Origin of the sequence: Fluctibacter halophilus (assembly GCF_020687825.1) — a bacterium.
GTDB lineage: Bacteria > Pseudomonadota > Gammaproteobacteria > Enterobacterales > Alteromonadaceae > Fluctibacter > Fluctibacter halophilus.
On the sequence record NZ_JAJEWP010000007.1, the window covers coordinates 152,664 to 178,666 of the forward strand.

Annotated in this window: 27 protein-coding genes; 16 read left to right on the plus strand and 11 right to left on the minus strand. The window is 53.7% G+C overall.

Annotation, left to right across the window (positions count from 1 at the left end; translation table 11 throughout):
* Positions 1-14: 14 nt before the first annotated feature.
* From LJ739_RS17925 to LJ739_RS17940, 4 genes are read right to left on the minus strand one after another with little or no spacing between them, the layout of a single operon-like run.
* Positions 15-716, minus strand: a complete 702-nt coding sequence (locus LJ739_RS17925; protein ID WP_229162759.1) for a histidine phosphatase family protein — start codon at positions 714-716, stop codon at positions 15-17.
* On the minus strand, positions 713-1,795 hold the full coding sequence (locus LJ739_RS17930; protein ID WP_229162862.1) for a phosphotransferase family protein: 1,083 nt from the start codon (positions 1,793-1,795) through the stop codon (positions 713-715). The genes LJ739_RS17925 and LJ739_RS17930 overlap by 4 nt, the downstream gene beginning before the upstream one ends.
* A complete protein-coding gene (locus LJ739_RS17935; RefSeq protein WP_229162761.1) occupies positions 1,785-2,615 on the minus strand; it encodes an SDR family oxidoreductase in 831 nt (276 codons plus the stop codon). Before LJ739_RS17935 ends, LJ739_RS17930 begins: the two co-directional genes overlap by 11 nt.
* A complete protein-coding gene (locus LJ739_RS17940; protein WP_229162763.1) occupies positions 2,612-3,841 on the minus strand; it encodes an acyl-CoA dehydrogenase family protein in 1,230 nt (409 codons plus the stop codon). The genes LJ739_RS17935 and LJ739_RS17940 overlap by 4 nt, the downstream gene beginning before the upstream one ends.
* Positions 3,842-3,937: 96 nt before the next feature.
* On the opposite strand from LJ739_RS17940, the gene LJ739_RS17945 reads away from it, so the two are divergent.
* Positions 3,938-4,867, plus strand: coding sequence for a LysR family transcriptional regulator (locus LJ739_RS17945; RefSeq protein WP_267494475.1), 930 nt, complete (start codon positions 3,938-3,940; stop codon positions 4,865-4,867).
* Here LJ739_RS17945 and LJ739_RS17950 read toward each other — a convergent pair.
* Positions 4,852-5,163, minus strand: coding sequence for a DUF3301 domain-containing protein (locus LJ739_RS17950; protein WP_229162765.1), 312 nt, complete (start codon positions 5,161-5,163; stop codon positions 4,852-4,854). The genes LJ739_RS17945 and LJ739_RS17950 overlap by 16 nt on opposite strands.
* Entirely contained in the window at positions 5,160-6,194 is a 1,035-nt protein-coding gene (locus LJ739_RS17955; protein WP_229162767.1) for a DUF3549 family protein, read from the minus strand. Before LJ739_RS17955 ends, LJ739_RS17950 begins: the two co-directional genes overlap by 4 nt.
* A 69-nt stretch (positions 6,195-6,263) precedes the next feature.
* Between LJ739_RS17955 and LJ739_RS17960 the strand changes: the two genes are divergently transcribed.
* From LJ739_RS17960 to LJ739_RS17970, 3 genes are read left to right on the plus strand one after another with little or no spacing between them, the layout of a single operon-like run.
* Entirely contained in the window at positions 6,264-6,614 is a 351-nt protein-coding gene (locus LJ739_RS17960) for a YqcC family protein (protein ID WP_229162769.1), read from the plus strand.
* Complete coding sequence (truC, locus tag LJ739_RS17965) at positions 6,611-7,357, plus strand: tRNA pseudouridine(65) synthase TruC (protein ID WP_229162771.1); 747 nt, start codon at positions 6,611-6,613, stop codon at positions 7,355-7,357. Before LJ739_RS17960 ends, truC begins: the two co-directional genes overlap by 4 nt.
* On the plus strand, positions 7,358-7,807 hold the full coding sequence (locus tag LJ739_RS17970; protein ID WP_229162772.1) for a flavodoxin domain-containing protein: 450 nt from the start codon (positions 7,358-7,360) through the stop codon (positions 7,805-7,807).
* An 83-nt stretch (positions 7,808-7,890) separates the two neighbouring features.
* Here LJ739_RS17970 and LJ739_RS17975 read toward each other — a convergent pair whose 3' ends face one another.
* The 5 genes from LJ739_RS17975 to map all read right to left on the minus strand — a co-directional run bounded on the left by LJ739_RS17975 (position 7,891) and on the right by map (position 13,653).
* Positions 7,891-8,643 (minus strand): hypothetical protein, encoded by a 753-nt coding sequence (locus LJ739_RS17975; RefSeq protein ID WP_229162774.1) that lies wholly within the window; start codon positions 8,641-8,643, stop codon positions 7,891-7,893.
* Between the two features lie 8 nt (positions 8,644-8,651).
* A complete protein-coding gene (locus LJ739_RS17980) occupies positions 8,652-9,077 on the minus strand; it encodes a hypothetical protein (RefSeq protein ID WP_229162776.1) in 426 nt (141 codons plus the stop codon).
* 168 nt (positions 9,078-9,245) lie between these two features.
* A complete protein-coding gene (dapD, locus tag LJ739_RS17985; RefSeq protein WP_229162778.1) occupies positions 9,246-10,067 on the minus strand; it encodes a 2,3,4,5-tetrahydropyridine-2,6-dicarboxylate N-succinyltransferase in 822 nt (273 codons plus the stop codon).
* Complete coding sequence (gene glnD / locus LJ739_RS17990) at positions 10,055-12,703, minus strand: [protein-PII] uridylyltransferase (protein WP_229162780.1); 2,649 nt, start codon at positions 12,701-12,703, stop codon at positions 10,055-10,057. The genes dapD and glnD overlap by 13 nt, the downstream gene beginning before the upstream one ends.
* Before the next feature lie 158 nt (positions 12,704-12,861).
* A complete protein-coding gene (map, locus tag LJ739_RS17995; protein WP_229162781.1) occupies positions 12,862-13,653 on the minus strand; it encodes a type I methionyl aminopeptidase in 792 nt (263 codons plus the stop codon).
* Between the two features lie 327 nt (positions 13,654-13,980).
* Here map and rpsB point away from each other — a divergent pair, with 327 nt between their 5' ends.
* The 12 genes from rpsB to fabZ all read left to right on the plus strand — a co-directional run bounded on the left by rpsB (position 13,981) and on the right by fabZ (position 26,003).
* Positions 13,981-14,712, plus strand: a complete 732-nt coding sequence (gene rpsB, locus LJ739_RS18000; protein WP_229162783.1) for a 30S ribosomal protein S2 — start codon at positions 13,981-13,983, stop codon at positions 14,710-14,712.
* A gap of 153 nt (positions 14,713-14,865) precedes the next feature.
* Positions 14,866-15,738 (plus strand): translation elongation factor Ts, encoded by an 873-nt coding sequence (tsf, locus tag LJ739_RS18005; protein WP_229162785.1) that lies wholly within the window; start codon positions 14,866-14,868, stop codon positions 15,736-15,738.
* A 126-nt stretch (positions 15,739-15,864) separates the two neighbouring features.
* A complete protein-coding gene (gene pyrH / locus LJ739_RS18010; protein WP_229162789.1) occupies positions 15,865-16,605 on the plus strand; it encodes a UMP kinase in 741 nt (246 codons plus the stop codon).
* A 75-nt stretch (positions 16,606-16,680) separates the two neighbouring features.
* Positions 16,681-17,202, plus strand: a complete 522-nt coding sequence (frr, locus tag LJ739_RS18015; RefSeq protein ID WP_267494503.1) for a ribosome recycling factor — start codon at positions 16,681-16,683, stop codon at positions 17,200-17,202.
* A 36-nt stretch (positions 17,203-17,238) separates the two neighbouring features.
* Entirely contained in the window at positions 17,239-17,961 is a 723-nt protein-coding gene (gene uppS / locus LJ739_RS18020) for a polyprenyl diphosphate synthase (RefSeq protein WP_229162791.1), read from the plus strand.
* A gap of 28 nt (positions 17,962-17,989) precedes the next feature.
* Positions 17,990-18,853, plus strand: a complete 864-nt coding sequence (locus LJ739_RS18025) for a phosphatidate cytidylyltransferase (protein WP_229162792.1) — start codon at positions 17,990-17,992, stop codon at positions 18,851-18,853.
* Positions 18,853-20,037: a 1-deoxy-D-xylulose-5-phosphate reductoisomerase gene (gene ispC / locus LJ739_RS18030; protein ID WP_229162796.1), complete on the plus strand. Its 1,185-nt coding sequence runs from the start codon at positions 18,853-18,855 to the stop codon at positions 20,035-20,037. The genes LJ739_RS18025 and ispC overlap by 1 nt, the downstream gene beginning before the upstream one ends.
* Positions 20,034-21,383, plus strand: coding sequence for a sigma E protease regulator RseP (gene rseP, locus LJ739_RS18035; protein WP_229162798.1), 1,350 nt, complete (start codon positions 20,034-20,036; stop codon positions 21,381-21,383). Before ispC ends, rseP begins: the two co-directional genes overlap by 4 nt.
* Before the next feature lie 52 nt (positions 21,384-21,435).
* Positions 21,436-23,904 carry an outer membrane protein assembly factor BamA gene (bamA, locus tag LJ739_RS18040; RefSeq protein WP_229162800.1) on the plus strand — a complete coding sequence of 823 codons (2,469 nt, stop codon included), beginning with the start codon at positions 21,436-21,438 and terminating at the stop codon, positions 23,902-23,904.
* A gap of 52 nt (positions 23,905-23,956) precedes the next feature.
* Positions 23,957-24,472 carry an OmpH family outer membrane protein gene (locus LJ739_RS18045; protein WP_229162801.1) on the plus strand — a complete coding sequence of 172 codons (516 nt, stop codon included), beginning with the start codon at positions 23,957-23,959 and terminating at the stop codon, positions 24,470-24,472.
* 17 nt (positions 24,473-24,489) lie between these two features.
* The gene (gene lpxD, locus LJ739_RS18050; RefSeq protein WP_229162802.1) at positions 24,490-25,518 is read left to right on the plus strand and encodes a UDP-3-O-(3-hydroxymyristoyl)glucosamine N-acyltransferase; all 1,029 of its coding nucleotides are present in this window, start codon (positions 24,490-24,492) and stop codon (positions 25,516-25,518) included.
* A gap of 50 nt (positions 25,519-25,568) precedes the next feature.
* Positions 25,569-26,003 carry a 3-hydroxyacyl-ACP dehydratase FabZ gene (gene fabZ, locus LJ739_RS18055; protein WP_407646813.1) on the plus strand — a complete coding sequence of 145 codons (435 nt, stop codon included), beginning with the start codon at positions 25,569-25,571 and terminating at the stop codon, positions 26,001-26,003.

Below are 26,003 nucleotides of genomic sequence, written 5' to 3' on the forward strand. Positions count from 1 at the left end.
AAAAAGTGTCCTGCTTATTTGTACGTCAACATGGATTGGAATTCGCCTTCAAAATGCCCGTGATCGTTGAGCGCGGCCAGAAAGGTCTGGCGCGGACTGTGAACCAGTTTGGTGATCCCGGCGTTGAGCAATGTCCAGTTCAGTTTCATCAGGTGGTGCTCGGGGATCCCGAGTAAGCGCTGGGCGACCAGCGAAATGGGGCCACCAGACGTAAACACCGCAATGGATTTGTGCTCGGGCGCAGCTTCAAGGGTTTTTGCCAATGCCTGTTGGATGCGTTGCTGATAACCTTCCCAGCTCTCAATGTAGTCGCCGTCATGCTGTCCCGACAACCAGCGGTTCATGGCTTTATTGAACAGGGTGGCGAAGGTCAGTTTGGGATCGGGCTGAGCGGCCAGATAGGCTTTCATTTCCACCGGATCGCAGAAGGTCGGGTTAAACGCGGCGATGATGTTCTGGTGATCATATTCATTCCAGTTGGCATCGGTTTGCCACTGAGCTTCGGGTAACTGTTGGTCGCTTTGGGTCAGGCACAGGCTGGCCGTCTGGCGGTGGCGCTTCATCGAGCCGACAATCACATGGTCAAACGGCGGTTGGCGCGCGGCGAGGGCTTCGCCGAGCCGGGCGGCCTGTTGCTCTCCCAACGGCGAAAGGCAATCGTAATCGTGTTGGCCGAAGGACGCCTGGCCGTGGCGGATCAGGTATATGCAGCTCATCGGCGTTGCCTGCGACTTTGACGGATGGCTTTGTTGCAGCGATACAGCAGATAGTGGACAAAGAACCACAGGTTTTTAAACGCCGGGTTGTCGGTTTGCTTGTGGTGATAGCGATAGTAAATTTGCTGCACGATACCGGCCAACCGGAACAGTCCGTACACTTCATAAAAGGTGAAGTCGTCGACCTCAAATCCAGTCTTTTCCAGATAGTAAGTGATCACTTCCTGGCGGGTCATCATGCCTTCAAGATGGGTCGGCTGGCGACGGGTTCCGCGCGCTATCCGATCATCATCCGCCTGTATCCAGTAGGCCAGGCTGTTGCCAAGATCCATCAACGGGTCACCCAATGTGGCCAGCTCCCAGTCCAGTACGCCGATGATCCGGGTCGGGTCATCACTGTCCAGTACCAGATTATCAAAGCGGAAATCGTTGTGGGTCAGGCAAATGGTTTCATGTTTGGGCAGGTTATCGGCCAGCCAGCGCATGACTTTTTTGCCACTGGGCACATTCCAGGTTTTGGCCTGCTGGTAACGCTTGCTCCAGCCTTCAATCTGACGTTGGGTGTATCCTTCCCCTTTCGCCAGGGTATCCAGGCCCGCGGCCTTGTAATCAACCTGGTGCAGCTCAATCAGGCTGTCCAGTGCGTTTGTGCACAGGGTACGTACCTGCTCAGCAGACATCGCCAGTCCGCGGGGCAGGTTCTTGCGTGGAATGATCCCGGTGAGTTTTTCCATCACGTAAAATTCTGCGCCAATCAGAGCGGCATCGTCGCAATGGGCCAGCATTTCTGGCACGTAGGGATAGACCGGCTTGAGGGCTTTTTGCAGGCGGTATTCCCGGCCCATGTCATGGGCACCTTTGGCTTTCGTGCCCCTTGGGGCACGGCGCAGAATGATTTCGCGGTTAGCAAAGGTCAGACAATAGGTCCAGTTGGAGGCGCCGCCGGAATATTGGCTGACCTGCGGCTCGCCTTCCAGGCCGGGTACCTGAGTGTTCAGCCATGGCAACAGGCTGACCAAATCGAGCTCTTCGCCCGGGCGAACAGTGCCGCCCTTATCAACGTTACTTTTAGTGTTTATCGTCACGGGGCTGTCCCATTTTTTGGGTTTTGTGTTTGACCATCGCCAGATACCAGCGATTCGGCAATAGTCGTTTCATCCAATAGACTTTGCGGCCTTCGGGGTGGGTGATGCTCATAAAGCGGTGGCTGTCGGCATCACGGATGATCCGTGTGGCTACCTGCTCAGCGGTCATGCTGCCACGGGTCAGTAGCTTCTTGACCACCTTGTCAAAACCCGGTTGCTTACTGCGCAGGGATTGATCCAGATTGGTATTGAAAAACGACGGGCAGGCCACGGTGACGGAAATATTGTCCCGGGCCAATTCCAGATGCAGGGTTTCGGAAAAACTCACCACTGCCGCTTTGGCGGCATTGTAACTGCCCATCATGGGGATGGGTGTGATCCCCGCCTGTGAGGCAATGTTGATCAATTGAGCGGTGGTATCGCTGGTGGCGCCTACCCGCAATAAACCGATCATGGCCCGGGTCACGCGCACCATGCCGACCACATTGACATCCAGTACCCATTGCCATTGTTCAATGTCTTCGTATTCGAGGCTGCCTGCAGTGGCAACGCCAGCATTGTTGATCAGAACATCGATACCCTGCCAATGCTCACCCACAGCGACCGCCAGTGCGGCGACCTGTTCACTGTCAGTGATGTCGCAAGGGACAAAAAAGCCGTCACCACCGCTGGCCTGGATTTCCTGCAACACCTGTTGTCCGGCTTCCTCATTGCGGTCACTGATACACACTTCCGCGCCCCGCGCTGCATAGGCGAGCGCAAGCGCCCGGCCCAATCCTGAGCCGCCGCCGGTAATGACTACCCGTTGTGTCATAGCTTGTCCTGGTATTTTTTCAATTCAAGGCGGGTGACCATGCCCATGTGGACCTCGTCAGGGCCATCCGCCAGTCGCAGCGCTCTTGCACCTGCGGCCATTCGCGCCAATGGGAAGTCACCGCACATTCCGGCGCCGCCGTGGATCTGGACCGCCATATCCACCACCGATTCCAGCATGTTGGGTACCACCACTTTGATCGCCGAAATTTCGGTCATGGCCTGCTTGACTCCCACGGTATCGATTTTCCAGGCCGCGTGCAATGTCATCAGTCGGGCCTGGTCGATGGCCATTCGCGCTTGGGCGATGCGCTCCCCATTGCCTCCCAGTTTCAACAGCGGTTTGCCGAAAGCGACCCGTGACAGGCTGCGTTGCATCGCCAGTTCCAGGGCTTTCTCTGCCATGCCGATGGCGCGCATACAGTGATGAATACGGCCCGGACCGAGGCGGCCCTGGGCAATCGCAAAGCCTTTACCCAAGCCCATGATAAGGTTGTCTTTGGGCACCCGTACGTTGTCGAAATGCATCTCACCGTGCCCGGACCAGGCGTCGTAGTCGCCATAAGCAGTGAGCATGCGTTTGATGCTGATCCCTGGTGTGTCCAGCGGCACGATAACCATGGAATGCTGATTGTGTTTGTCATTCTCCGGGTTAGACAGGCCCATAAAAATCACCACTTTGGCGTTGGGGTGTCCAAGGCCGGTGCTCCACCATTTCTTACCATTGAGCACCAGTTGATCGCCATCGACGTCGATCGTAGCTGCCATGTTGGTGGCATCTGAAGACGCCACATCCGGTTCGGTCATACCAAACACCGAGCGGATCTCGCCGTTCAGCAGCGGCGTCAGCCATTGATCCTGCTGTGCCTGATTGCCAAAGTGATACAACACTTCCATGTTGCCGGTATCCGGTGCGCTGCAGTTGAAAATTTCCGACGCAAACAACACCCGGCCCATCTCTTCCGCCAGCGGTGCGTAGTCCTGACAGCTCAGGCCCTGGCCTTTGTCGGCGTCTGGCAGGAACAGGTTCCACAACCCGGCCTCACGGGCTTTTTGCTTGAGCGGCTCAATTGCGGGGTGCACCTGCCATTGGGTCCAGTCACCGGTAGGGTTGAGGGCGTGGGTTTCGGCATAGATCTGTTGTTCAACCGGGTAAACATGCTCGGCCATAAAGGCCTTGAGACGAGTCAGGTAATCCTGGGTTTTGCTGGAAAGGGAAAAATCCATGGTGGCGCTCCGTGACAAACAATGTGGGTAAAGCTTAGAACACACCAGACATTGAATGAAATGAAAGTTACTGCCACAATACTGTGAATTAAATTCATGGTTATTGTGATGGATCTGAAAGCCATTCAACAGCTCGATCTTAATCTGCTTAAAGTGTTCAGCAGTTTGTATGAGCAGCAGAATATGACCCGTACCGCAGAGGCGCTGAACCTCACGCCATCGGCAGTCAGCCACGCCATTCGTCGCTTGCGTGACGCCCTGGATGATCCCCTGTTTGTGCGCGACAAGCAGCGCATGATCCCCACACCGGCATGCCAGCACATGGCGCCGATGATCATCGATAACCTGTCACGGCTGCGTCAGATCCTGCAGCAATGGGGGGCCTTCGAACCCTCTACCAGTCGCCATCACTTTCACATTGGTCTGCACGATGCCCTTGAACCTGCTGTGCTGCCCCGATTGCAGGCAGATCTGCTACACCACGCCCCCAACGTTACGGTGTCCAGTATCAAAGTCGAGCGGGGCCAGATGGCCAGAGCCCTGGCGTCCGGACAGGTGGACGTGGTGTTGGATGTGGCGATGCCCCTTGATCCGCCGGTGCATCACCAACCGCTGCTCGATGATCAGTTTTGTGTGTTGATGGCCAGGGATAACCCCAATGTCAATGAATTAACCCGGGAACGGTATTTTGAGGCCAGCCACATCAGCGTATCGAATCGGCCCAGTGGGCCTTCGGTGGAGGACTATGCATTGTTGCAACAGGGGCTCAGCCGCCACATCGCCTGGCGCTGCCAGAGTTACTATGCGGCCAAGGCGATGGTGGCTCAGTCGGCACTGATGCTGACCTTGCCCCACATGATGGCTGATCAGCTGGCTGACGACAGGGTTGTGATTGCACCTCTGCCGGTAACAGTGCCACCGATATCGACCCATATCTACTGGCACCAGCACAGTAGTCAGGACGCGGCCCAGCAATGGCTGCGGGAGCGTTTGATTGAGGTGTTGTCGCCTCAGGATATCCGGTAAGCAGGCAAATCGGTACGCAGCACTTTGTTGCCGAGCATCACCAACGTGCCCTGGCTGGCATCTTCGCCATTGCCGGAAAAATCGAACAGAAATTCGTTGTACCAGGTCAGGCGACCCTGATACACCCGCAAGCGGGTTTTGTGTCGGGCCAGCGCGATAAACTGGAGGGAATGTTGTTCACAATAGTGGCGCATGTACCGGTTGGCGGCTTCGGTAATGGCGCGGATACGCCAGAACTGGCCAATCACCAGGGCCAGGATCAGCAGCACAACCACATCCGACAGCGCGAAGGTCATTGGCCAGCCTCGCTGAACAATTCACCAATGGCTGCGGACAGAACCTGACTGCGATTGGGATCCCGCAGCACACCCAGCATGGCTGCGCGCAGGTCTGGTAACTGGACCAAATCCGCATACACCCCGTGAAACAGGCCTGGCGTTGTCTGGTTAAGCTGAGCGACAGCGTCGAGAAAGCGCATCAAGCGGGTGTTATCAAGGTGATGCCAAAGGCGACCGGCAATCACAATCAGCACATCGAGACTGCGGGCCAATTCACCCTCCAATACGGCATCAATCTGCTGCGCTACAAGGCCTGTGCATGGGCTTTGCGCCAGCGCACGCAGGCCCTCGCTCCATAAGGCGCCGTCGTTTGGCGAGGCGTTGAGCAGGTGAGTAATGACCTCGGCCAGTCGCACAGGTACCGGTTGGTTTTCCAGCGAGGTCAGCAGTGATTTGCGCACCGTGGCCGGCAGCGACGGCAGGTTGTCGCACAGTGCGGCCAACACCTCTTCATCACCGATGCGGGCCGCGACATCTGCCAGTCCCTGTACAGCCAGTTCATGCCAGTTGCCTTGTGCAGGTGCCTGAACATAACTCAGCGCTGCATTGAAGTGCTGGCTGGCCGGCAACCCCAGTCGTACGCGACTGATGCTGTTGAAATCCGCCAGTTGTTGTTGGGTCGGAATAAAGGTAAATGGGTTTTCCGGTAGCTGACCGTTTTTTTGCTCGGTGTGTTCCAGTTGTGCACCCAACGCTTCGACGATGATGTGCATGAACTGATCACGGCCGGCGGGCATGATCAGGCCCTGTTCGTCCAGTGGCAGTTTGATAAACCAGATGTACTGCTGTTCGGACAATTGTTTGTTCCAGAACACCAGACCGAACCAGCCGTGCTGCTGGCGAGGGCAGGGCGCGGGCTTGCGCGCGTTTTCCATATCGAGAAAATCCTGCGCGGCAATTTTGCGGATCCCGCGACCGAGATCAAAAACCCGGTATTCGGTACCGGCCTGCAGTAAAAATTCACTGATCGTGGTAATCTGCGCACCCATGAAACGACTGTATCCCGCTGCTGTTGATAAGGCGGGGCATTATACCCAGACAACCCGCAAGGAGAAAGCATGCCCGGGCAAAACCCTCCAAGCCCCGTGGAAATGGCGTTGATATCGCTGGCAGACGCACTGCAACGCGCCGGTTTGTGGAGTGACACTCCACCATCACCACAAGCGCTGGCCAGTCAGGCGCCGTTTGCCTGTGACCACTTGCCCTTTGAAGGCTGGTTACAACACCTCTTTATACCTCGTCTTCGCGCCATGCTTGCCGCTGGCGACACCCTGCCCGCCACCAGTGGCATTGCAGCGATGGGGGAGGTGGTGTGGCAAGATCACCACGATTATGCCCAGGTGATGATTCAGTTGCGCGAAATCGATACCCTGCTGCAAGGGCAATACCCTGGGGAGGACAAGGTATGACGATGTCCATCGTCTATCAGGATGACGATCTGCTGGCGGTGCACAAGCCGCCAGGGTTACTGGTACATCGCAGCCTGATCGACAAACATGAAACCCGCTTCGCCATGCAGATGGCCCGCGATATGGTGGGCAAACACGTGTTCCCGGTGCACCGACTCGACAGGCCCACCTCCGGCATTCTGTTGTTTGCCCTGTCCAGTGACGTTGCACGCCTGTTGACCGAGCAATTCACTGCCCAGCAGGTGGATAAAACCTACTACGCCATTGTGCGTGGCCATCCGGATGAGCAGGGCCATATCGATTATGCGTTGAAAGAAAAGCTCGACAAAATCGCCGACAAGATGGCCAATCAGGACAAACCGGCGCAACAAGCACAAACGGACTACAGCCGTTTGGCCACCTTTGAGCTGCCGCATCCGGTGGGGCGCTATGCGAGTGCCCGCTATGCCCTGATGCGCTTGTCGCCCCACACTGGCCGCAAACACCAGTTGCGACGCCACATGGCACACATTAGTCATCCCATCCTGGGGGATACCACCCATGGCGATGGCAAGCACAATAAATTCGTGCGTCAGACCTACGGATTCAATGGTCTGGCACTGACCTGTCAGCAAATGGTGTTGCAACATCCGGTGCAGGGTGGTCAACTGGTATTACGGGGTGAATTTGATGAGCGTCTGGTTAAATTGCTTGGTCAATGGGGCATGAGCCGGGCCGAATTACGACAATTGGAGAATGATTAAATGGCAAGTTTCGGACTTTTTGTGGGCTCGGTGTACGGCAATGCAGAACATGTCGCCGATGAGTGCCGCACGGTGTTGGAAAAGCACGGCCACAGCGCTACGGTGTACATGGACCCGTCCATCAGTGATTTTGAAAAAGCCGACGCTGTGCTGATGATATCTTCTACCACCGGGCAGGGTGACATTCCGCCGAATCTGGAATTTTTCATCATGGATTTACGCGACAAGCTTCCGTTGATGAACGGCAAGCCCTTTGCCGTTGTGGGGCTGGGTGACAGCAGCTATGGCGACACCTTCTGTGGCGCCGGCAAGCAGATCTTTGAAGTGATGCTGGAGTGTCAGGGCAAGCCGGTGGCAGACCTGTTTATCGTCGATGCGATGGAAACGCTGGAGCCGGAAGCGGAAGTGCTGCCCTGGCTGGAACAGCAGTTGCCGAAATTCGAATCCTAGCGTCAAACCGCTGTAAAAAAGGCCGCTTATGCGGCCTTTTTTTGTCGCTGTCACAGGCACGCTTAACAGCCCATTGTTAAAACTTATCTATCACGTTTTATCTCGTCTTTAACAATTCGCAGGTGCCTGTCGAGGTGGTCACTGTTCGTATCAAATGCCCTTTGCATTGACTGATGGTGACTTTCTATCTGAGAAGACACTTCGCTGAAGGCTTTCTTTAAGTCAGCATCTGAATGACCCGCTTGGGGATGTTTGAGCTTGGCGCTCAATTGTGCAATTTCCCGGGCGACGGTATTGATTGATTGGTTGATTGCTGACAATTGCTCAGTCAGCGTTACATCCTTGTTTATATCTTCTTTATTGGTGATGTAAGTGGCACCACCAACTGTCACAATAATGAGAAAAGCAAAGGCCAGCATACACTGCTTCCAACGCATGATGTTGAAAGCTAGCCAATTGTTTTTCTTCAAATACTCTTGATAAATGGAGTTTTGTATCTCAATTTCATTGCCGGAAGCTTTTTCAAGTTTTTCCCTTGTGTCACCTCTTTTTCTCTGCACGACAGCAATGGTCAACTTGAACGAATACTGAAAACTTACCACGAGTGGAAAGATGGCGATTAGGCAATATAAATAATGACCTTTAAATGCTGTCACCAGAGACAGGGTTGCGACCAGCATGAATGACGATATCGAAAAAAGAAATTTTCCGGTGTCATATGGTCTTCCTGCCAACGCTGACAAGTCTTGAATGACATATTCATGCAACCCTTCTACCAGCTTGTCCTTGTAGAGGGGCTCTTTCATTGGTTCAGGTTTAGGATCGGGACCAGCCACGCTAATATCTACTCTTCAGGCTGGTGAATGCAAGTGTGTCCTTTTTCGACATACCCACAATATGCGCACCAGTTTAAATTGGGTGATAAATTCACGGTTACGGGCTCTATGAATCTGCCACCGAAACTGCTTCGATTGACCGGTTTTATCGCCTTTGACGTAATCAGCTGATTATGGTTGCCGCGCACATTAACGATATTCCTTCCCAAAGCGCTTTCACCCACTTCTAACGTGATGTCTTCAAATACCTCGGCGACGGCGCCCTTTTCAAGTGGGAGACTGATGGTGCTGATGGCTTTCTTTCTGGCACCTTTAACTGGCGCAAGAACGCGTACTTGAACAAATTCGCGTTCGAACAACACCCGACGGTTTTCTCCCCGCTTTTTTCCTGCTGCGATGCGTCTGTGGAGAGCGCTTTTTTTCTTTGGTCCCATTGATAATATCCTTTTTATTGTTCAATTGCGGACAACGTATGTGGGTTAATTACTTAACCATTTACGAGAATATTATGAAATTGAAAAGTTTGCCAGTTGCCGCTGACGTGTAGATATTGCTAGCACAAAAAAGGCCGCAATGTGCGGCCTTTGGGGAGCTTGAGGGGGTTAGTCGGCGCGCAACAGGGCGTTGATACCCACTTTGGCGCGGGTTTTGGCGTCGACTTTTTTAACGATAATCGCGGCGTACAGGCTGCACTTGCCGTCTTTACTGGGTAAGCTGCCAGGCACTACCACGGCACCGGCTGGCACGCGACCGTAATGGATTTCGCCGGTTTCACGATCATAAATGCGGGTGCTCTGGCCGATGTACACGCCCATGGAAATCACCGCACCTTCTTCTACAATCACCCCTTCGACAATCTCCGAGCGGGCGCCGATGAAGCAGTTGTCTTCAATGATGGTGGGGTTGGCTTGCAGCGGTTCCAGCACGCCACCGATGCCGACCCCGCCGGACAAGTGAACGTTTTTACCAATCTGTGCACAGGAGCCTACGGTGGCCCAGGTATCTACCATGGTGCCTTCGTCAACGAAGGCACCGATGTTCACGTACGAGGGCATCAATACCACGTTTTTACCCACATACACGCCGGTGCGTACGGTGGCAGGCGGCACGACACGCACGCCTTCAGCCTGGAACTGATCGGCGGTGTAGTCAGCATACTTCAGTGGCACTTTGTCGAAAAAACGGGATTCCGCGCCATCCATGACGGCATTGTCGTTAATGCGGAAATACAGCAGTACGGCCTTCTTCAGCCATTGATGGACGACCCATTCGCCGGCCACTTTCTCGGCAACCCGGGCCTGACCGCTGTTCAGCATGGCGATGGCATCGAGCACCGCCTGGCGGGTTTCATCGTCTACCGTCGATGGGGTGATGTCGGCACGACGCTCAAAGGCGTCTTCGATCAAGGTTTTCAATTCAGACATGTTTCTTCGCTCTGCTGTGACTGATCCAGTAGTGTTGTCAGTCGTTGTTTAAGTTCAACTTGTTGTTCGGTGGTCAGGGCCTGATCGTCGGCGTTACTGATGATGAACAAATCTTCCGCCCGTTCGCCAATGGTGGAGATTTTCGCCATGTGCAGGTTGAGGTTAAGGGCCACAAACAAATGGCCGATTTTGGCCAGCAGGCCCGGTGCATCCAGGGCCTCCATTTCCATCAGTGTCACGTCCGCCTGGTTGCTGTAAAAGCGCACCTTGGTGGGCACGTTCAGTTGCTTCATCTGGCGTGACATCTTGCGCTTGTTGGTGTGCTCGCGCCCCGGTTTGGTCAGTTGGGTGGCAACCGCTTTTTCCAGGCTGGCCAGCCGGCTGGGCGAGGTGATACGGGTACCATCCTGCTCAAGGATCAGGAAACTGTCGAACACATACCCATCCATGGTGCTGAGAATTTGCGCGTCGTGAATGGAGCAATTGCGGCTGTCGAGCACGGATGCGACCTGGGCAAACAGGGCAGGGCGGTCTTTGCCGTAGACCAGCAATTCGGTGCCCGCCTTGTTGGTGGTTTCACTGATATCAACCAGCAAATCCTCTTCATTCTGTGGTGCTTCGGTCAGAATGGTTCGTGCGTGCCAGGCCAGTTGGGCCGGTTTAAAGCGCGCAAAATAGTCTTCGTTAAGCCGTGCCCAGAAGGTGTTCAGCGCGGTTTCGTCGATGCCTTCCTGCAGCAGCAGTTCACGGGTTTCGGCCTGGTGCTTGGCAACCCGCTCCTGCAGGGTGACCTGACATTGCAGGCCGTTGTCGAGGGCTTTCTGGGTCAGCAGGTACAGCTCCCGTAACAGTGATGACTTCCAGTCATTCCACAGGTTGTCATTGGTGGCGCGAATGTCGGCCAGGGTCAGGGCATACAGATGATTCAGGTGGTTGTGGCTTTTTACCTTGCCGGCAAAATCATTGATCACGTCGGGATCGTAGATGTCCCGTCGCTGGGCAACCACTGACATCAGCAGGTGACTGGCCACCAACCAACGCACCAGTTCGGCGTCCTGGGGTTCAATGCCATGAGACTCGCAAAATTCCGCCACATCCACAGCGCCCAACTGTGAGTGGTCGCCACCGCGGCCTTTGCCGATGTCGTGGAAAATGGCGGCGATATACAGCAGTTCCGGTTTATCCAGATTTTTGACAATGCGCTTACAGCGTGGAAATTCATCGTATTCGGGCTGATGATACTGGTAGACATGCTTCACCAGCCGGTGAGTGTGTTCGTCAACGGTGTAGGCATGGAACAAATCAAACTGCATCATGCCGACAATCTGATCCCATTGGGGCAGGTAAGCCTGCAAAATGCCGTGACGGTGCATCAGATCCCAGCCCAGACCAAAAAAGTCCGGGTGTCGCAGCAATTGCATGAACAGTTCGCGACAGGTTGGCCGGGTACAGAAGTATTCGGTGTGGAATGCCCGGCGTGCGTTGCGTAACTGCCGTAGACAACTGCTGTGAAGCCCTTTGACGGCGGGCGTGTCGGCAACCAGCAGCAAAAACTGCAGAATGCTTTCCGGGCTGTCAAAGACCTGCTCGTTGGTGGGGGTGATCAAGCCGTCGTTGAGTTCAAAGTCAGCATTGATCGGCACCTGTTCCTGCACCTTGAGGGCCAGGATGTCCTGGGTAAAATGCTGCAGCAACATGTCGTTCAGTTCATTGACCCGGCGCACGATACGGAAAAATGCTTTCATCATGCGTTCGACCGATGCCTTGCCGTCGTCACCATAGCCGAGGCGGCGGGCCACGTCGGCCTGGTAATCAAACAGCAGGCGGTTTTCGCTGCGCCCGGCTTCCAGGTGCAGAGCAAAACGGATTTTCCACAAGTGGGAACGGCATTCGATCAACTCTGCCCATTCGCCGGCAGTAAAGTAGCCGTGCTCCACCAACTCTTTGCCGTTCCAGACCTGGAAGTGCTTCTTCGCCACCCAACCGATGGACTGGATGTCCCGTAAGCAGCCGGGATTTTCTTTGACGTTTGGTTCAAGGTTGTAGGCAGTGCCATGAAATTTGGCGTGGCGGGCCTTTTGTTCGTTGTGCTTGGCGATGAAAAAGTCTTTGCTCGACCAGTAGCTGCGGCTGCGCATTTTGGTTTGCAGTCCGGCAAAGGTATCCTGGCAGCCTATCAACAAACGCGACTCCACCAGATTGGTGGCGATGGTGATGTCTTCCTTGGCCAGGCTGATGGTTTGTTTCACGGTGCGTACCGCCTGACCCACATCCAGCTTGATGTCCCACAACAGGGTGATAAAACGGCTGAGGGTTTCCTGGGTCGATTTACCCAACGGGCGCTGGGAAAGGATCAGCAAGTCGATGTCAGAGTGGGGTTGCAGTTGCCCCCGGCCATAACCGCCAACGGCCACCAGTGACAGGTGTTTGACCTTATCCAGCTCCAGCAAACGCCAGGCGTGGCATAACAGCGCATCAACAAAGGTCGCGCGACCATGCACCAGTTCGTCAACCTGGGTCTGGTTGAATTGTTCATCTAGCCATTGGTAACTGCGTTCAACGCAGTCTTTGAAAGCCTTGGTGTCATCGACACGAGGGATTCGATCAACCAGGTAGAGCAAATCAGACAGTGACAAAGGGTTCTCCTAGCGAAGGTGCTTTTCGGGTGGATAACCGCATGCATTAACGGCCAGGAGGATGAGTGTCAATCAAACGCTGGCCTAACGCAAATAACTATTTCGGGCGATAAATAGCCAATTATCATAAGCTTAGACCTGCAGGCCCAAGCCTGATTTTAGTGACTGATGACCCGCTCGATGTCCTCATCGCTGCGCAGGGTCAGAATTTCCACGCCATTGTCAGTGACCAACAGTGTATGCTCCCACTGGGCGCTGAGGCTGCGGTCTTTGGTGACGACCGTCCACTCATCCGGCAGGATTTTGGAGTAGCGCTTGCCGGCATTGACCATCGGCTCGATGGTGAAACACATGCCTGCTTGAAGCACTTCGCCGGTGTTGGGGCGACCATAGTGAACAACCTGGGGCTCCTCGTGGAAGTTGGCGCCAATGCCGTGGCCACAGTATTCCCGTACGATGGAGTAGTTGAACGACTCCGCGTATTCCTGGATCACATGGCCAATATCACCCAACCGTACACCCGGCTTGACCAGGCGAATCGCCTTGTACAGGCTTTCCTGGGTAACGCGGATCAGGCGCTCGGCCAGAATACTGGGTTTACCCACCACAAACATTTTAGACGTGTCGCCGTGATAGCCGTCTTTGATCACTGTCACGTCAATATTGATGATGTCACCGTCTTTGAGTTTTTTGTCCGACGGAATGCCGTGACAAATGACGTGGTTTACCGACGTGCAGATGGACTTCGGAAACGGTGGGTGGCCGTAATTCAGCGGTGCTGGAATGGCCTGTTGCTCATTGACTATGTAGTCGTGGCAAATTTGATTCAGTTCGTCGGTGGTGACGCCTTTTTTGACGTGCGGCCCGATCATTTCCAAAACTTCGGCGGCCAGCTTGCCGGCCACGCGCATTTTTTCGATTTCTTCAGGCGTTTTGATAATTGCGCTCAACGTGTCGTCCTATCGTGATCTTCAGACAAGGGGGTTTTCAGCCCCAGAGTCTAACTTTTCAGGCGCGAATTGTATAGCCGATTGACCGCCAAACCCCCGCTGGTTGCGGCCTTTTTATTGTGGTTTTTCTTGTAACTGGCCGGTCATCATGATATAAAGCGCCCGCAAATTTTCCCGATGTCCAAGCTGACAGACGGACAATGTTGTAAATCATGACTTAATAACACACATACATCGTCACGACTGGCGGGGTGTCTGAGGTCACTAAGGTGGCATCGGATCGGCAGTTGGGATGTATGGAGGCCTAACCCCAATTGAGGAAAAATTATGCCTAACGTATCTATGCGCGACATGCTGCAAGCCGGTGTCCACTTCGGTCACCAAACCCGTTACTGGAACCCTAAGATGAAGCCTTTCATCTTCGGTGCACGTAACAAAGTTCACATCATCAACCTGGAAAAAACCGTTCCTCTGTTCAACGAAGCACTGACTTACCTGTCTGGTGTTGCGTCCAAGAAAGGCAAAATCCTGTTCGTAGGCACCAAGCGTGCTGCCGGTGATGCTGTGAAAGAAGCTGCGCAGAAGTGTGATCAGTTCTACGTTAACAAGCGCTGGTTGGGCGGTATGCTGACTAACTGGAAAACGGTTCGTCAGTCTATCAAGCGTCTGAAAGACCTGGAGCAACAAGCTCAAGACGGCACTTTCGACAAGCTGACCAAAAAAGAAGTACTGATGTTGCAACGTGAAATGACCAAGCTGGAAAGCAGCCTGGGTGGTATCAAAGACATGGGCGGTCTGCCAGACGCGCTGTTTGTTATCGATGCCGACCACGAGCACATTGCGATTACTGAAGCACGTAACCTGGGTATCCCTGTTGTTGCAGTGGTCGACACCAACTCTGATCCAGACGGTGTGGACTATGTGATCCCTGGTAACGATGACGCGATCCGTGCGGTACAACTGTACCTGAACGCTGCAGCTGACGCTGTTGCCGCGGGCCGTGAGCAAAACCTGGAAGTTCAAGCCGAACAGGACGATTTCGTCGAGGCTGCTGAGTAAGCACCCCGGTCGTCATTCTGTTGTCATGGACTGCCCCGATAGTGGGCACAGGCAAACGCTAATGACAGATAACAGGGGCGGTACACTGTACGCGCCCCTGTTTTTTATCGAATATTTGGATCAAATTTTACTTATTTGCTGAGGAAACCAACAATGGCAGTTACAGCAGCCCTAGTTAAAGAGCTTCGTGAGCGTACCGGCGCCGGTATGCTGGATTGTAAAAAAGCGCTGGTTGAGACCGATGGTGACATCGAGCTGGCGATTGAAAACATGCGTAAATCTGGTCAGGCAAAAGCCGCCAAGAAAGCGGGTCGTATCGCCGCTGAAGGTGTGATTCTGACTAAAGTAAACGGTGGTGTTGCCACCATGATGGAACTGAACTGTGAAACTGACTTCGTTGCTCGTGACGAAGGTTTCCTGAAGTTCGGTAACGCGTTGCTGGAAGTTGCTTCCGCGAACAAAATCAACGACATCGACGCGCTGAATGCCGCTGAAATCGACGGTGGTAAAGTGAGCGACGTACGTGACACGCTGGTGGCTAAAATCGGTGAGAACATCTCTCCTCGCCGTGTTATCACTGTTGAAGGTGACAACATGGGTGCTTATGTTCACGGTGGCCGTATCGGTGTTGTTGCTATCCTTAACGGTGGTGACGAAGAGCTGGCTAAAGATGTTGCGATGCACGTTGCAGCAGCAAGCCCTCAGTACGTTAAGCCTGAAGATGTTCCTGCTGACGTTGTTGAGAAAGAAAAAGGCATCCAAATCGAAATCGCGATGCAGTCTGGCAAACCAGCTGAAATCGCAGAGAAGATGGTTGTCGGCCGTATGAAGAAATTCACTGGCGAAATCAGCCTGACTGGCCAGCCTTTCGTGAAAGATCCTTCCATGTCTGTTGGTGACTTGCTGAAGAGCAAAGGTGCTGACGTGATCAACTTCGTTCGTTTCGAAGTGGGTGAAGGTATCGAGAAGAAAGAAGAAGACTTCGCGGCAGAAGTTGCTGCGCAGATGGCTGCTGCCAAGAAATAATTCGGCGATTGGCTTTTGAATCAAGCCATTGTCATATAAACTACGGGCACTTCAAATTAGGCTTAATTTGAGGTGCCTTTTACTATCTGTTCACTGTCCGTGTTAGACCAGAGGATGCACCACGTCATGAGTATCACACCGAAATCCGCTTACCGTCGAATTCTGTTAAAACTGAGTGGCGAAGCCCTGATGGGAGAGGAAGGCTTTGGCATAGACCCCAAAGTGTTGGATCGCATGGCAACCGAAATCAAAGAATTGGTTGAGCTGGGCATTCAGGTCGGTTTGGTGATTGGTGGTGGTAACCTGTTTCGCGGCGAAGGCCTGGCCAAAGCCGGGATGAATCGTGTCGTCGGCGACCATATGGGGATGCTGGCCACGGTCATGAACGGACTGGCGATGCGTGATGCACTGCACCGTGCGTTTGTGAATGCCCGACTGATGTCTGCCATTCCGCTCAACGGTGTGTGTGATGCCTACAACTGGGCTGAGGCCATCAGCTTACTGAAGTCTGGCCGCGTCGTGATTTTCGCAGCCGGTACCGGTAACCCGTTCTTCACCACTGATTCTGCCGCGTGTTTGCGTGGCATTGAAATCGAAGCCGACGCGGTGCTCAAAGGCACCAAAGTCGATGGCGTGTTCAGTGATGATCCGGTTAAAAACCCTGATGCAGTGCTGCACAGTGCACTGAGCTACCAGGAAGTGCTGGAAAAAGAACTGAAAGTGATGGACCTGGCGGCGTTTACGCTGGCCCGGGATCACAGCTTGCCCATTCGTGTGTTTAACATGAACAAGCCTGGCAGTTTGCGCCGGGTTGTAATGGGTGAACAGGAAGGTACCCTGATTGACCATTCGGAAAAACTTGGTTAAAACCAACCAATCAACCGACCACGTAATAGGAACGACATTGTGATCAATGACATTCAATCCGATGCCAAGCAGCGCATGGAAAAGAGCATCAGCGCTCTGAAAAGCCAATTAAGCAAGATCCGCACAGGCCGTGCCCACCCCAGTCTTCTGGACGGCATTATGGTGCCTTACTATGGCACTGATACGCCTCTGCGTCAGGTCGCTAACGTGGTGGCGGAAGATGCCCGTACTCTGGCCGTATCCGTGTTCGATAAAAGTGTTGCTGCGGCGGTCGAAAAAGCGATCATGCAATCTGACCTTGGGCTTAACCCCATGAGTGCCGGAACCGCGATCCGTATTCCCATGCCACCGCTGACCGAAGAGCGTCGTAAAGACTTCATCAAGCTGGTACGTGCCGAAGCGGAGCAGGGGCGTGTAGCCGTGCGCAATATCCGCCGTGATGCCAACAGTGACATCAAAGATCTGCTGAAAGAAAAAGAAATCAGTGAAGATGAGGCCCGTCGTGCTGAAGACATCATTCAGAAGCTGACCGATGATTTCGTTAAGCAAATTGACGGCATCCTGCAAGACAAAGAAACCGAGTTGATGGAATTCTAAGATCGCCGTGCGATCGATGAACCCGTCATAATACGCATGTCTGACACTCTACCAAAACACGTTGCCATCATCATGGATGGCAACGGTCGCTGGGCGAAACGCAAAGGCAAGATCCGCACATTCGGGCACAAAGCCGGTGTTGAATCGGTACGCGCCTCGGTGCGCTATGCCCGACAGAAAGGGATAGGGGTGTTAACCCTGTTTGCCTTCAGCAGTGAAAACTGGAATCGTCCCGCCGAAGAAGTCGGTGTTTTAATGGATTTGTTCAAGCTGGTGCTGGGCAATGAAGTGAAGCGACTGCACAAAAACAATGTGCGCCTCAAAGTGATCGGTGATACATCACGGTTTGACGCCAAACTGGTGGAAAAAATCCGTGCTGCCGAAGCGCTGACGGCACAAAACGATGCCCTGACGTTGAACATTGCCGCCAATTACGGTGGTCGTTGGGACATTGTGAATGCGGCGCAAACCCTTGCCAATGAAGTCGCCGAAGGGCGATTGAAGGCACAAGACATCGACGAACAGTGTTTTGGTCAACACACCAGTCTGGCGTCACTGCCGGAGCTGGACCTGCTTATCCGCACCGGCGGCGAGCAACGCATCAGCAACTTTTTGCTGTGGCAGTGTGCTTACGCCGAGCTGTATTTTACTGACACCCTGTGGCCCGACTTTGATGAAGAGGCGTTTGCCCGTGCGGTGGAAAATTTCTCCGAGCGTCAACGGCGTTTTGGCATGACCGGCGAACAGGTCGCGTCATGACCCGCCTGACCCGACGGATGGACACTGTATGTTAAAGCAACGCATCATTACCGCGCTGATCCTGGCGCCGTTGGCCATTCTGGCCATCTTGTTTTTGCCGCTGGCCGGATTTGAAATAGCCATCGCACTGGTCATGGGCCTGGGAGCCTGGGAATGGGCCAATATGTCCGGCATCACCGGGCGCGTCAGCAAAGGCGTTTATGCGGCCTTGATTACCGCTGCCTGCCTGCTCCTCAGTTACATTGTGCCGGTGGAGAAAATCTGGTTTCAGGGCACCCTGAACGCAACCTACCAGTTTATCCTTGGGGTTGCCGCTGTGTGGTGGCTGGTGTCCCTGTTTATGATCATCGCTTACCCGCGCTATTCTGCCTGGTGGCGAACCAACCGCCTGATCCGCAGTATCTTTGGCGTGTTAACCCTGTTGCCGACCTGGGTGGCAGTGGTGTCTTTGCGCACCAACCTGTATGACATTGACCCGTTGTACGGCGCGTCGCTGATTTTTTACGTGCTGGGTATCGTGTGGGCAGCCGACATCGGCGCGTTTTTCGTTGGCGTCAAATTTGGCCGTCATAAACTGCGTCCGAATGTGTCGCCGGGCAAAACCTATGAAGGATTGATTGGCGGTATCGGCGCGTCCTCCGCCATCATCGCCTTCGCCGCGCTGCACTACCATGTGGATCCAACCCGCATCTGGTTGCATCTGGTGATCGGTGGCCTGACGGTGGGTGTATCGGCTTTGGGTGATTTGAATGAAAGCATGTTCAAACGTTGTGCCGGCATTAAGGACAGCGGTAATCTGCTGCCCGGTCACGGTGGTATCCTCGACCGTATCGACAGCTTAACTGCCGCGTTTCCGGTTTTTGCGTTCTGCTATGTCACGTGGATGGCCTGATGCAGCGTCTTTGTATTCTCGGTGCCACGGGCTCAATCGGACAAAGCACCCTGGATGTGGTGGCACGCCACCCTGATCAATTTGAGGTGGTGGCCCTTACGGCTAACAGTCACATTGAGGGACTGATCAGTGCCGCTCAGGGTTGCCAGCCACGCTTTCTGGTGGTTGCCGATCCGGACTGTGAAGCGGCGTTGCGGGCAGGCGTCAAAGCTGCGGGCCTTCAGTGCGAAGTGCTGAGTGGTCAGCAAGCGCTGTGTGAAGTGGCTGGGCATGACGATGTCGATACGGTGATGGCTGCTATTGTGGGCGCAGCGGGCCTGATGCCCACGCTGGCGGCGGTCGAAAGCGGTAAAAAGGTGTGTCTGGCGAACAAAGAAGCGCTGGTGATGTCCGGTCAACTGTTCATGGACGCGGTACAACGTCACGGTGCCACCTTGTTGCCGGTAGACAGCGAACACAATGCCATTTTTCAGTCGTTACCGGCGGATTTCCAGTACGGACAGTTGCACAGCAGCGGGATCAAACATTTACTGTTGACCGGCTCCGGCGGACCGTTTCGCGAAACCCCGTTATCGTCGTTTGAACAGCTAACGCCCCAACAGGCTTGTGCTCATCCCAACTGGGAAATGGGGCAAAAAATCTCGGTCGATTCTGCCACCATGATGAACAAAGGGCTCGAATTTATCGAAGCCTGCTGGTTGTTTGGTGCATCGCCACAAGACATCCACGTGGTATTGCATCCCCAAAGTGTGATCCATTCCATGGTGCAGTATGTTGATGGTTCCGTGATTGCCCAACTGGGTCAGCCGGATATGCGCACACCGATCGCCCATTGTCTGGCCTATCCTCAACGTGTGGCAGCAGGGGTAGAACCCCTGGATTTCACGCAACTGAGTGATTTTACCTTCGCATCCCCTGAGCCGGCCCGGTATCCCAATCTGTTTCTCGCCATCGAAGCGTGTAAACAGGGGCAGTGGGCGACAACCGCATTGAATGCAGCCAACGAAGTGGCCGTCGCGGCATTCCTGGCTGGGCGCATATCCTTCCCGGCAATCCACCGTATCAATGCCAACACACTGGAACACATGATACCCTGTGTGTTGGACAGCCTGCCTGCCGTGGTTGATTGGGACCAGCAGGCCCGGCGTGTGGCCTCTGACGTTTTAAATGGGATAAGTGCATGATCGCTTTCGTGTGGAATTTGGTGTCGTTTATTCTCGCCCTGGGTATCCTGGTGGCGGTGCATGAGTGGGGGCACTTCTGGGTAGCCCGCCGCTGCGGCGTCAAAGTAGAGCGCTTTTCCATTGGTTTCGGTAAGCCGTTGTGGCGTCGCAAGGATGCCCTGGGTACGGAGTACGTGATCGCCGCTATCCCCTTGGGGGGCTACGTGCGGATGCTCGACGAACGGGTGGATCAGGTGCGTGAGGAAGACCTGAATCAGGCGTTCAATCGCCAGCCGGTGCTGAAACGCATCGCCATTATTGCCGCCGGTCCGATTACCAACTTCTTGTTTGCCATTGTCGCCCTGTGGCTGATGTACATGATTGGCCTTGATACGGTCAAGCCGGTGGTCGGTGACGTTACCCCCCGTTCTATCGCTGCACAAAGTGCATTGCCGGTTAACAGCGAAATCATTGCTGTTGGCGATGAGCTCACCGCCGATTGGGAAGCGGTCAATCTGGAACTGGTTTCTCATATTGGTCAGGCAAGTTTGCCGGTTACCGTCAAGACGCCAGCAGGCTATGAAGATACCCTGACACTGGATATCAGCCAGTGGCAGTTCGATCCGGATCAGCAATCGGCGCTAGCCAGCCTGGGTATTGTTCCGTTCCGTCCCCAGGCCACCACAACACTAGCCTATATCGCTGAGGATTCAGCGGCATCGCAGGCGGATTTGCGGATTGGCGATAAAATTATCGCGGTTGATGGAACTCCATTGGCCAAATGGGAACAAATAGTGGAGTATGTGTCGTCCCGCGCTGGCCAGACGGTAGTGTTTACCCTGACGCGAGATGGACAAACCCTTGAACGTATTGCCACCATCGGTGAGCGAGAGGTCGAGGGTGAGCAGCAAGGATATCTGGGCGTTGTGTCACAAGCTGAACCCTGGCCGGAATCTTACCTGTTTACCCATCAATACGGGCCCTTTGAGGCAATGGCCAAAGGGGCACAAAAAACCTGGCGGTTAATGACCTTGAGTGTCGAAATGATCGGCAAGCTGCTCACAGGTGATGTATCCGTGAAAAATCTGAGTGGGCCCATTTCGATTGCCCAAGGGGCTGGGATCAGCGCAGGCTACGGATTGGTGTATTTTCTGAGTTTTCTGGCGCTGATCAGCGTGAATCTTGGAATAATCAACCTTTTACCCTTGCCAGTGCTTGATGGTGGACACCTACTCTATTATTTTATAGAGCTTTTGACGGGCAAACCGGTGCCTGAACATGTTCAGGACGTCGGGTTTCGTATTGGCGGAGCCCTATTGCTGGTCCTGATGACAGTGGCCATCTTTAATGACATTGCCCGCTTGTGAGCATCGAAGACAACAAGCACCCACTAACAGTGCGTAGGAAGAATAGTAATAAATGAAGTTGAAACAGTTAGTTGTAGCCGGATTATTGTTGTCCAGTGCTAGCTTGGCTCACGCCGATACGCAAAGTGATTTCGTGGTCGAGGACATTAAGATCGAAGGTTTGCAGCGGGTAGCCCTGGGGGCAGCGCTGACCTATCTGCCGGTCCAGGTCGGTGACCAGATGAACAGCTTCCGCATTGCCCAGCTGATCCGCTCGCTGTATGGCTCCACACACTTTGAAAGCATCGAGATCCTGCGTGATGGCAATGTATTGGTGGTCAAGGTCAAAGAGCGCCCCACCATCAGCAACATCATCTTTGAAGGCAATGACGACATCAAAGATGAGCAATTGCAGGAAAGCCTGGAAGGTAGCAACATCCGTGTTGGTGAGCCGCTGGATAAAACCGTACTGACCTCGATTGAGAACGGCCTGAAAGATTTCTTTTACAGCATTGGTAAATACAACGCCGATGTCAGCGCCATTATTACCCCTTTGCCCCGCAACCGTGTCGAACTGAAACTGTTGTTCGAAGAAGGGGAGTCGGCGGAAATCCGTCAAATCAATATCGTCGGCAACGAAGTCTTCTCTGACGCTGAGTTATTGCAGTTGATGGAGTTGCAGTTTGATACACCGTGGTGGGATTTCCTGTCTGAAACCCGCTATCAGAAACAAACCCTGACCGGTGATATGGAAACGTTGCGCAGTCACTACATGGACCGCGGTTACCTGCGTTACGATGTTGAATCAACCCAGGTATCGATGACACCGGAAAAAGACGGTATTTACGTCACCCTGAATGTCAACGAAGGAGAGCAGTACACCATCTCAGGTGTTGAAGTCATTGGTGATCTGCTCGGCTTTGAGGAATACATCAACAGCGTAATGCCATTGCGCGAAGGCGAGTTGTACAATCAGGCTGAAGTGACCTACACCGAAGAGTTTATTGCCAAGTATTTTGGCCGTTTCGGTTACGCCTACCCGACGGTGACGACCATCCCGGAAATCAATGACGAGGATAAAACTGTCAAACTGACCCTGTCGGTTGACCCCGGAAAACGCATTTATGTGCGTCGGATCAATTTCGAAGGCAACTCGGTCACGGCGGATGAGGTATTACGTCAAAACGTGTCACAGATGGAAGGTGCCTGGTTATCTGAAGGGTTGCTGGAATCGTCCAAAAACAGCTTGTCTCGTCTGACCTACATGGAAGAAGTGGACTTCGAAACCGTCCGTTTACCCGGTGAAGAAGACAAAGTTGACGTTAATTTCTCGGTCAAGGAGCAACCTTCCGGCTCATTCAACGCCGGTATTGGTTACGGTGACCGTACCAAGCTGAGTCTGCAGGCGGGTATTCAGCAGGATAACTTCCTGGGTACCGGTAAACGCCTGGCGTTCAATGTCAGTACCGTGTCTTACCAGCGCAGTGTCCGTCTTTCCTATACCGATCCTTTCTTTACCATTGACGGTATCAGCTTGGGTGGGTCGCTGTCTTACAGTGAGTTTGACGCCGGCAGCGCCAACCTGATCCGGTATAACAGTAAGAGTTATACCGTCGGTGTGAATGCAGGCTACCCCATCAATGAGTTTAATCGCATCAACTTCGGACTGAGCTTCTCCGACGTTGAGCTGTCACGGCAAAATTCCTACGAGCAGACGGACCGTTTCTACAATCAGTTTATCGACGAGGATAACCCTGACGCGCCGATTGATTACCAGACCTGGCTGGCGTCCGTGACCTGGAGCCGTAGTACGCTGAACCGGGGTATCTTCCCCACCGCCGGTTCGTCTCAGAGCGCGTCCTTCAGCGTGACAACGCCGAATTCCGACGTGAACTATTTCAAAATGATCTGGGACAGCAAGTTCTACTTCCCGCTGACCCGTGATCAGCGCTGGTCTGTGCTGGCGCGTTTCCGTGCCGGTTATGGTAACGGTTACGGTGACATCAATGGCAATGAACAGATCCTGCCGTTCACCCAGAACTTCACCGCGGGTGGTAGTGATACCTTACGTGGTTTCGAGAACAACACCGTTGGTCCTCGGGGCATCCAGCGTATTCCACAGTCCATTACCGGGCCGGACGGTGACCGTATTTTCCTCGGTCCGGAGTCTGATCAACTGCGTATTTCGCGCCAGTCGCTGGGTGGCAACGCCATGGCACTTGGCGGTGTCGAGCTGATTGTACCGACCCCGTTTGTGGAAGAAGAGATGGACAATTCCGTGCGTACCAGTCTGTTCCTTGACGTGGGTAACGTGTGGGATACTGAATTCGAATACAGTGACTTCCGTGATTTGGAAGTGATCAGTACCGAAAACGCGCTGGCCGATTACAGCGATTATTCTCGCTATAGAGCCTCGGCAGGTCTTTCGGTACAATGGCTGTCACCTATGGGACCAATGGTGTTTAGTTTTTCCCGCGCCATTCAGGACCGTGTTGGTGATGACGTGAAATTTTTCTCGTTCAACATCGGCCAGACATTTTAACAAGACACCGGATATGACCGGTGCAACAACGCTTACTTAGAAGGAGTTTCTCTTGAAAAAATTCGCTAAAACCCTGATCGCAGGCGCCTTGCTATCCACTGCCGCTATCAGTCAGTCTGCTATGGCAGAACAGAAAATTGGTGTGGTCGACGTAGAGGGCGTATTCGCTCAGCTGCCGCAGGCAGCGACTGTGCAACAAACCATTGCCGCTGAGTTCAAAGATCGTCAGGACGAACTCAAAGCGCTGCAGGGCGACATTGAATATGAAATGAACAAACGTCAGCGTGAGTCTGCTACTATGAGCGAAGCCCAGCTTCAGGCGCTGGATGCCAAGATCATGGAAATGCGTCAGAATTTCGCCGCCAAAGCTCAGCCGCTGCAGCAGGAAGTTCAGGCTCGATTGAACCAGGAACGTAATAAACTGACCGGTTACATCCAGCAGGCGATTCAGGTGGTTGCGTCTGAAGGTGATTACGATGTGATCCTCAAAGGCAGCTCTATCGCATTCTCCAAGCCAGAATATGACCTGTCCGAGAAAGTCCTCGAAAAGGCCAGCAAGATTAAATAACCAACATAGGTCACGCGATGCAGGCAATGTCCCTTGCAGAGCTGGCGCGTCAGATAGGTGCGACCCTGCACCTTTCTGACGGCGATTCGCCAGAAACGCCTGTCCACGGACTGGCAACCCTCAGTGGTGCCGGCAATGGTCAGATTTCCTTTTTGTCCAATAGTAAGTATCGTAGCCAGCTTCAAGACACGTCTGCACAAGCGGTCATCTTGCACCCTGACGACCTGCCACATTGTCCGTGTTCTGCGTTGGTCACCGAAAACCCGTATGTCGGGTTTGCCAAAGCGGCGCAATGTTTGGACAACACTCCTGATGCAGCATACGGAATCGCTCCCACGGCGGTCATTGCCGATGATGTGACACTGGGCAGCAATGTTGCCATTGGTGACAATGCTGTTATCGCCAGCGGCGTTGTATTGGGCGATAACGTCCAGGTGGGCGCGGGTTGTGTGATTGGCCAGGGAAGCCATATTGGTGCGCGCACCAAACTGTGGGCCAATGTCACGGTTTATCACCGGGTTCGTATCGGTGACGATTGTCTGGTGCAGTCAGGTACCGTGATAGGTGCAGATGGCTTTGGTTATGCCAATGACAACGGCCAGTGGCTGAAAATTCCGCAACTGGGTACGGTCATCATCGGCAACCGGGTTGAAATCGGCGCCAGCACCACCATTGATCGTGGCGCGCTGGATGACACCGTCATTCACGATGGTGTGATCATCGACAATCAGGTGCAGATTGCCCATAACGTAGTGATCAAAGAAAACACTGCGATGGCGGGTTGTTCTGTGATTGCTGGCAGTACTACCATCGGTCGCAATTGTACCATCGGCGGTCTGAGCGGTATCAATGGCCATATCACCATTGGTGATAACGTCCATTTCACCGGTATGAGCATGGTCACCAAAGACATTGATCAGCCTGGTGTATACTCGTCAGGGGTGCCAGCGGAAACCAACCGTGAGTGGCGCAAGAACATGGTCGCACTGCGCCGCCTTCCGGAAACGGCCAGACGTGTCAAGGAACTTGAAAAACACGTGAAATAGGGTACGCCCTGATACTTGCAGGCAGAGGAGATAATGCGTTGGCCGAGCAAATGAATACCATTGATATTGAAGAGATATTGTCACTGTTGCCCCATCGGTACCCGTTTTTGCTATTGGACCGGGTGACAGATTATGTACTGGGTGAGTCTATCCAGGCTTACAAAAATATCACGTTTAATGAACCGTGCTTCACCGGCCACTTTCCGGGTAAGCCGATTTTTCCCGGCGTGCTGATCCTGGAAGCACTGGCACAGGCTGCGGGTGTACTGGGGTTCAAAACCATGGGTAACACCGACGAACTGTATCTGTATGCAGGCATCGACAATGCCCGTTTCAAACGACCGGTCGTGCCTGGTGATCGATTGGATTTTTCGGTTACACTGATTAAAGAACGTCGCGGCATCTGGAAATTTTCCGGCGTCGCCAGTGTTGATGGACAAGAGGCTTGTACAGCCGAGTTCATGTGTGCAATGAGGAAAATGTAG

What these genes read in the sequence shown, in the direction of transcription:
- ispC (WP_229162796.1), top strand. Translation starts at nt 18,853, where the DNA reads ATGCAGCGTCTTTGTATTCTCGGTGCCACGGGCTCAATCGGACAAAGC.
- LJ739_RS18025 (WP_229162792.1), top strand. Translation starts at nt 17,990, where the DNA reads ATGTTAAAGCAACGCATCATTACCGCGCTGATCCTGGCGCCGTTGGCC.
- LJ739_RS17955 (WP_229162767.1), bottom strand. Translation starts at nt 6,194, where the DNA reads ATGGGTGCGCAGATTACCACGATCAGTGAATTTTTACTGCAGGCCGGT.
- LJ739_RS17940 (WP_229162763.1), bottom strand. Translation starts at nt 3,841, where the DNA reads ATGGATTTTTCCCTTTCCAGCAAAACCCAGGATTACCTGACTCGTCTC.
- LJ739_RS17980 (WP_229162776.1), bottom strand. Translation starts at nt 9,077, where the DNA reads ATGGGACCAAAGAAAAAAAGCGCTCTCCACAGACGCATCGCAGCAGGA.
- bamA (WP_229162800.1), top strand. Translation starts at nt 21,436, where the DNA reads ATGAAGTTGAAACAGTTAGTTGTAGCCGGATTATTGTTGTCCAGTGCT.
- uppS (WP_229162791.1), top strand. Translation starts at nt 17,239, where the DNA reads ATGTCTGACACTCTACCAAAACACGTTGCCATCATCATGGATGGCAAC.
- truC (WP_229162771.1), top strand. Translation starts at nt 6,611, where the DNA reads ATGACGATGTCCATCGTCTATCAGGATGACGATCTGCTGGCGGTGCAC.
- frr (WP_267494503.1), top strand. Translation starts at nt 16,681, where the DNA reads ATGGAAAAGAGCATCAGCGCTCTGAAAAGCCAATTAAGCAAGATCCGC.
- LJ739_RS17935 (WP_229162761.1), bottom strand. Translation starts at nt 2,615, where the DNA reads ATGACACAACGGGTAGTCATTACCGGCGGCGGCTCAGGATTGGGCCGG.
- LJ739_RS17925 (WP_229162759.1), bottom strand. Translation starts at nt 716, where the DNA reads ATGAGCTGCATATACCTGATCCGCCACGGCCAGGCGTCCTTCGGCCAA.
- LJ739_RS17960 (WP_229162769.1), top strand. Translation starts at nt 6,264, where the DNA reads ATGCCCGGGCAAAACCCTCCAAGCCCCGTGGAAATGGCGTTGATATCG.
- fabZ (WP_407646813.1), top strand. Translation starts at nt 25,569, where the DNA reads ATGAATACCATTGATATTGAAGAGATATTGTCACTGTTGCCCCATCGG.
- rpsB (WP_229162783.1), top strand. Translation starts at nt 13,981, where the DNA reads ATGCCTAACGTATCTATGCGCGACATGCTGCAAGCCGGTGTCCACTTC.
- lpxD (WP_229162802.1), top strand. Translation starts at nt 24,490, where the DNA reads ATGCAGGCAATGTCCCTTGCAGAGCTGGCGCGTCAGATAGGTGCGACC.
- LJ739_RS17945 (WP_267494475.1), top strand. Translation starts at nt 3,938, where the DNA reads ATGGTTATTGTGATGGATCTGAAAGCCATTCAACAGCTCGATCTTAAT.
- dapD (WP_229162778.1), bottom strand. Translation starts at nt 10,067, where the DNA reads ATGTCTGAATTGAAAACCTTGATCGAAGACGCCTTTGAGCGTCGTGCC.
- pyrH (WP_229162789.1), top strand. Translation starts at nt 15,865, where the DNA reads ATGAGTATCACACCGAAATCCGCTTACCGTCGAATTCTGTTAAAACTG.
- LJ739_RS17970 (WP_229162772.1), top strand. Translation starts at nt 7,358, where the DNA reads ATGGCAAGTTTCGGACTTTTTGTGGGCTCGGTGTACGGCAATGCAGAA.
- LJ739_RS17950 (WP_229162765.1), bottom strand. Translation starts at nt 5,163, where the DNA reads ATGACCTTCGCGCTGTCGGATGTGGTTGTGCTGCTGATCCTGGCCCTG.
- rseP (WP_229162798.1), top strand. Translation starts at nt 20,034, where the DNA reads ATGATCGCTTTCGTGTGGAATTTGGTGTCGTTTATTCTCGCCCTGGGT.
- tsf (WP_229162785.1), top strand. Translation starts at nt 14,866, where the DNA reads ATGGCAGTTACAGCAGCCCTAGTTAAAGAGCTTCGTGAGCGTACCGGC.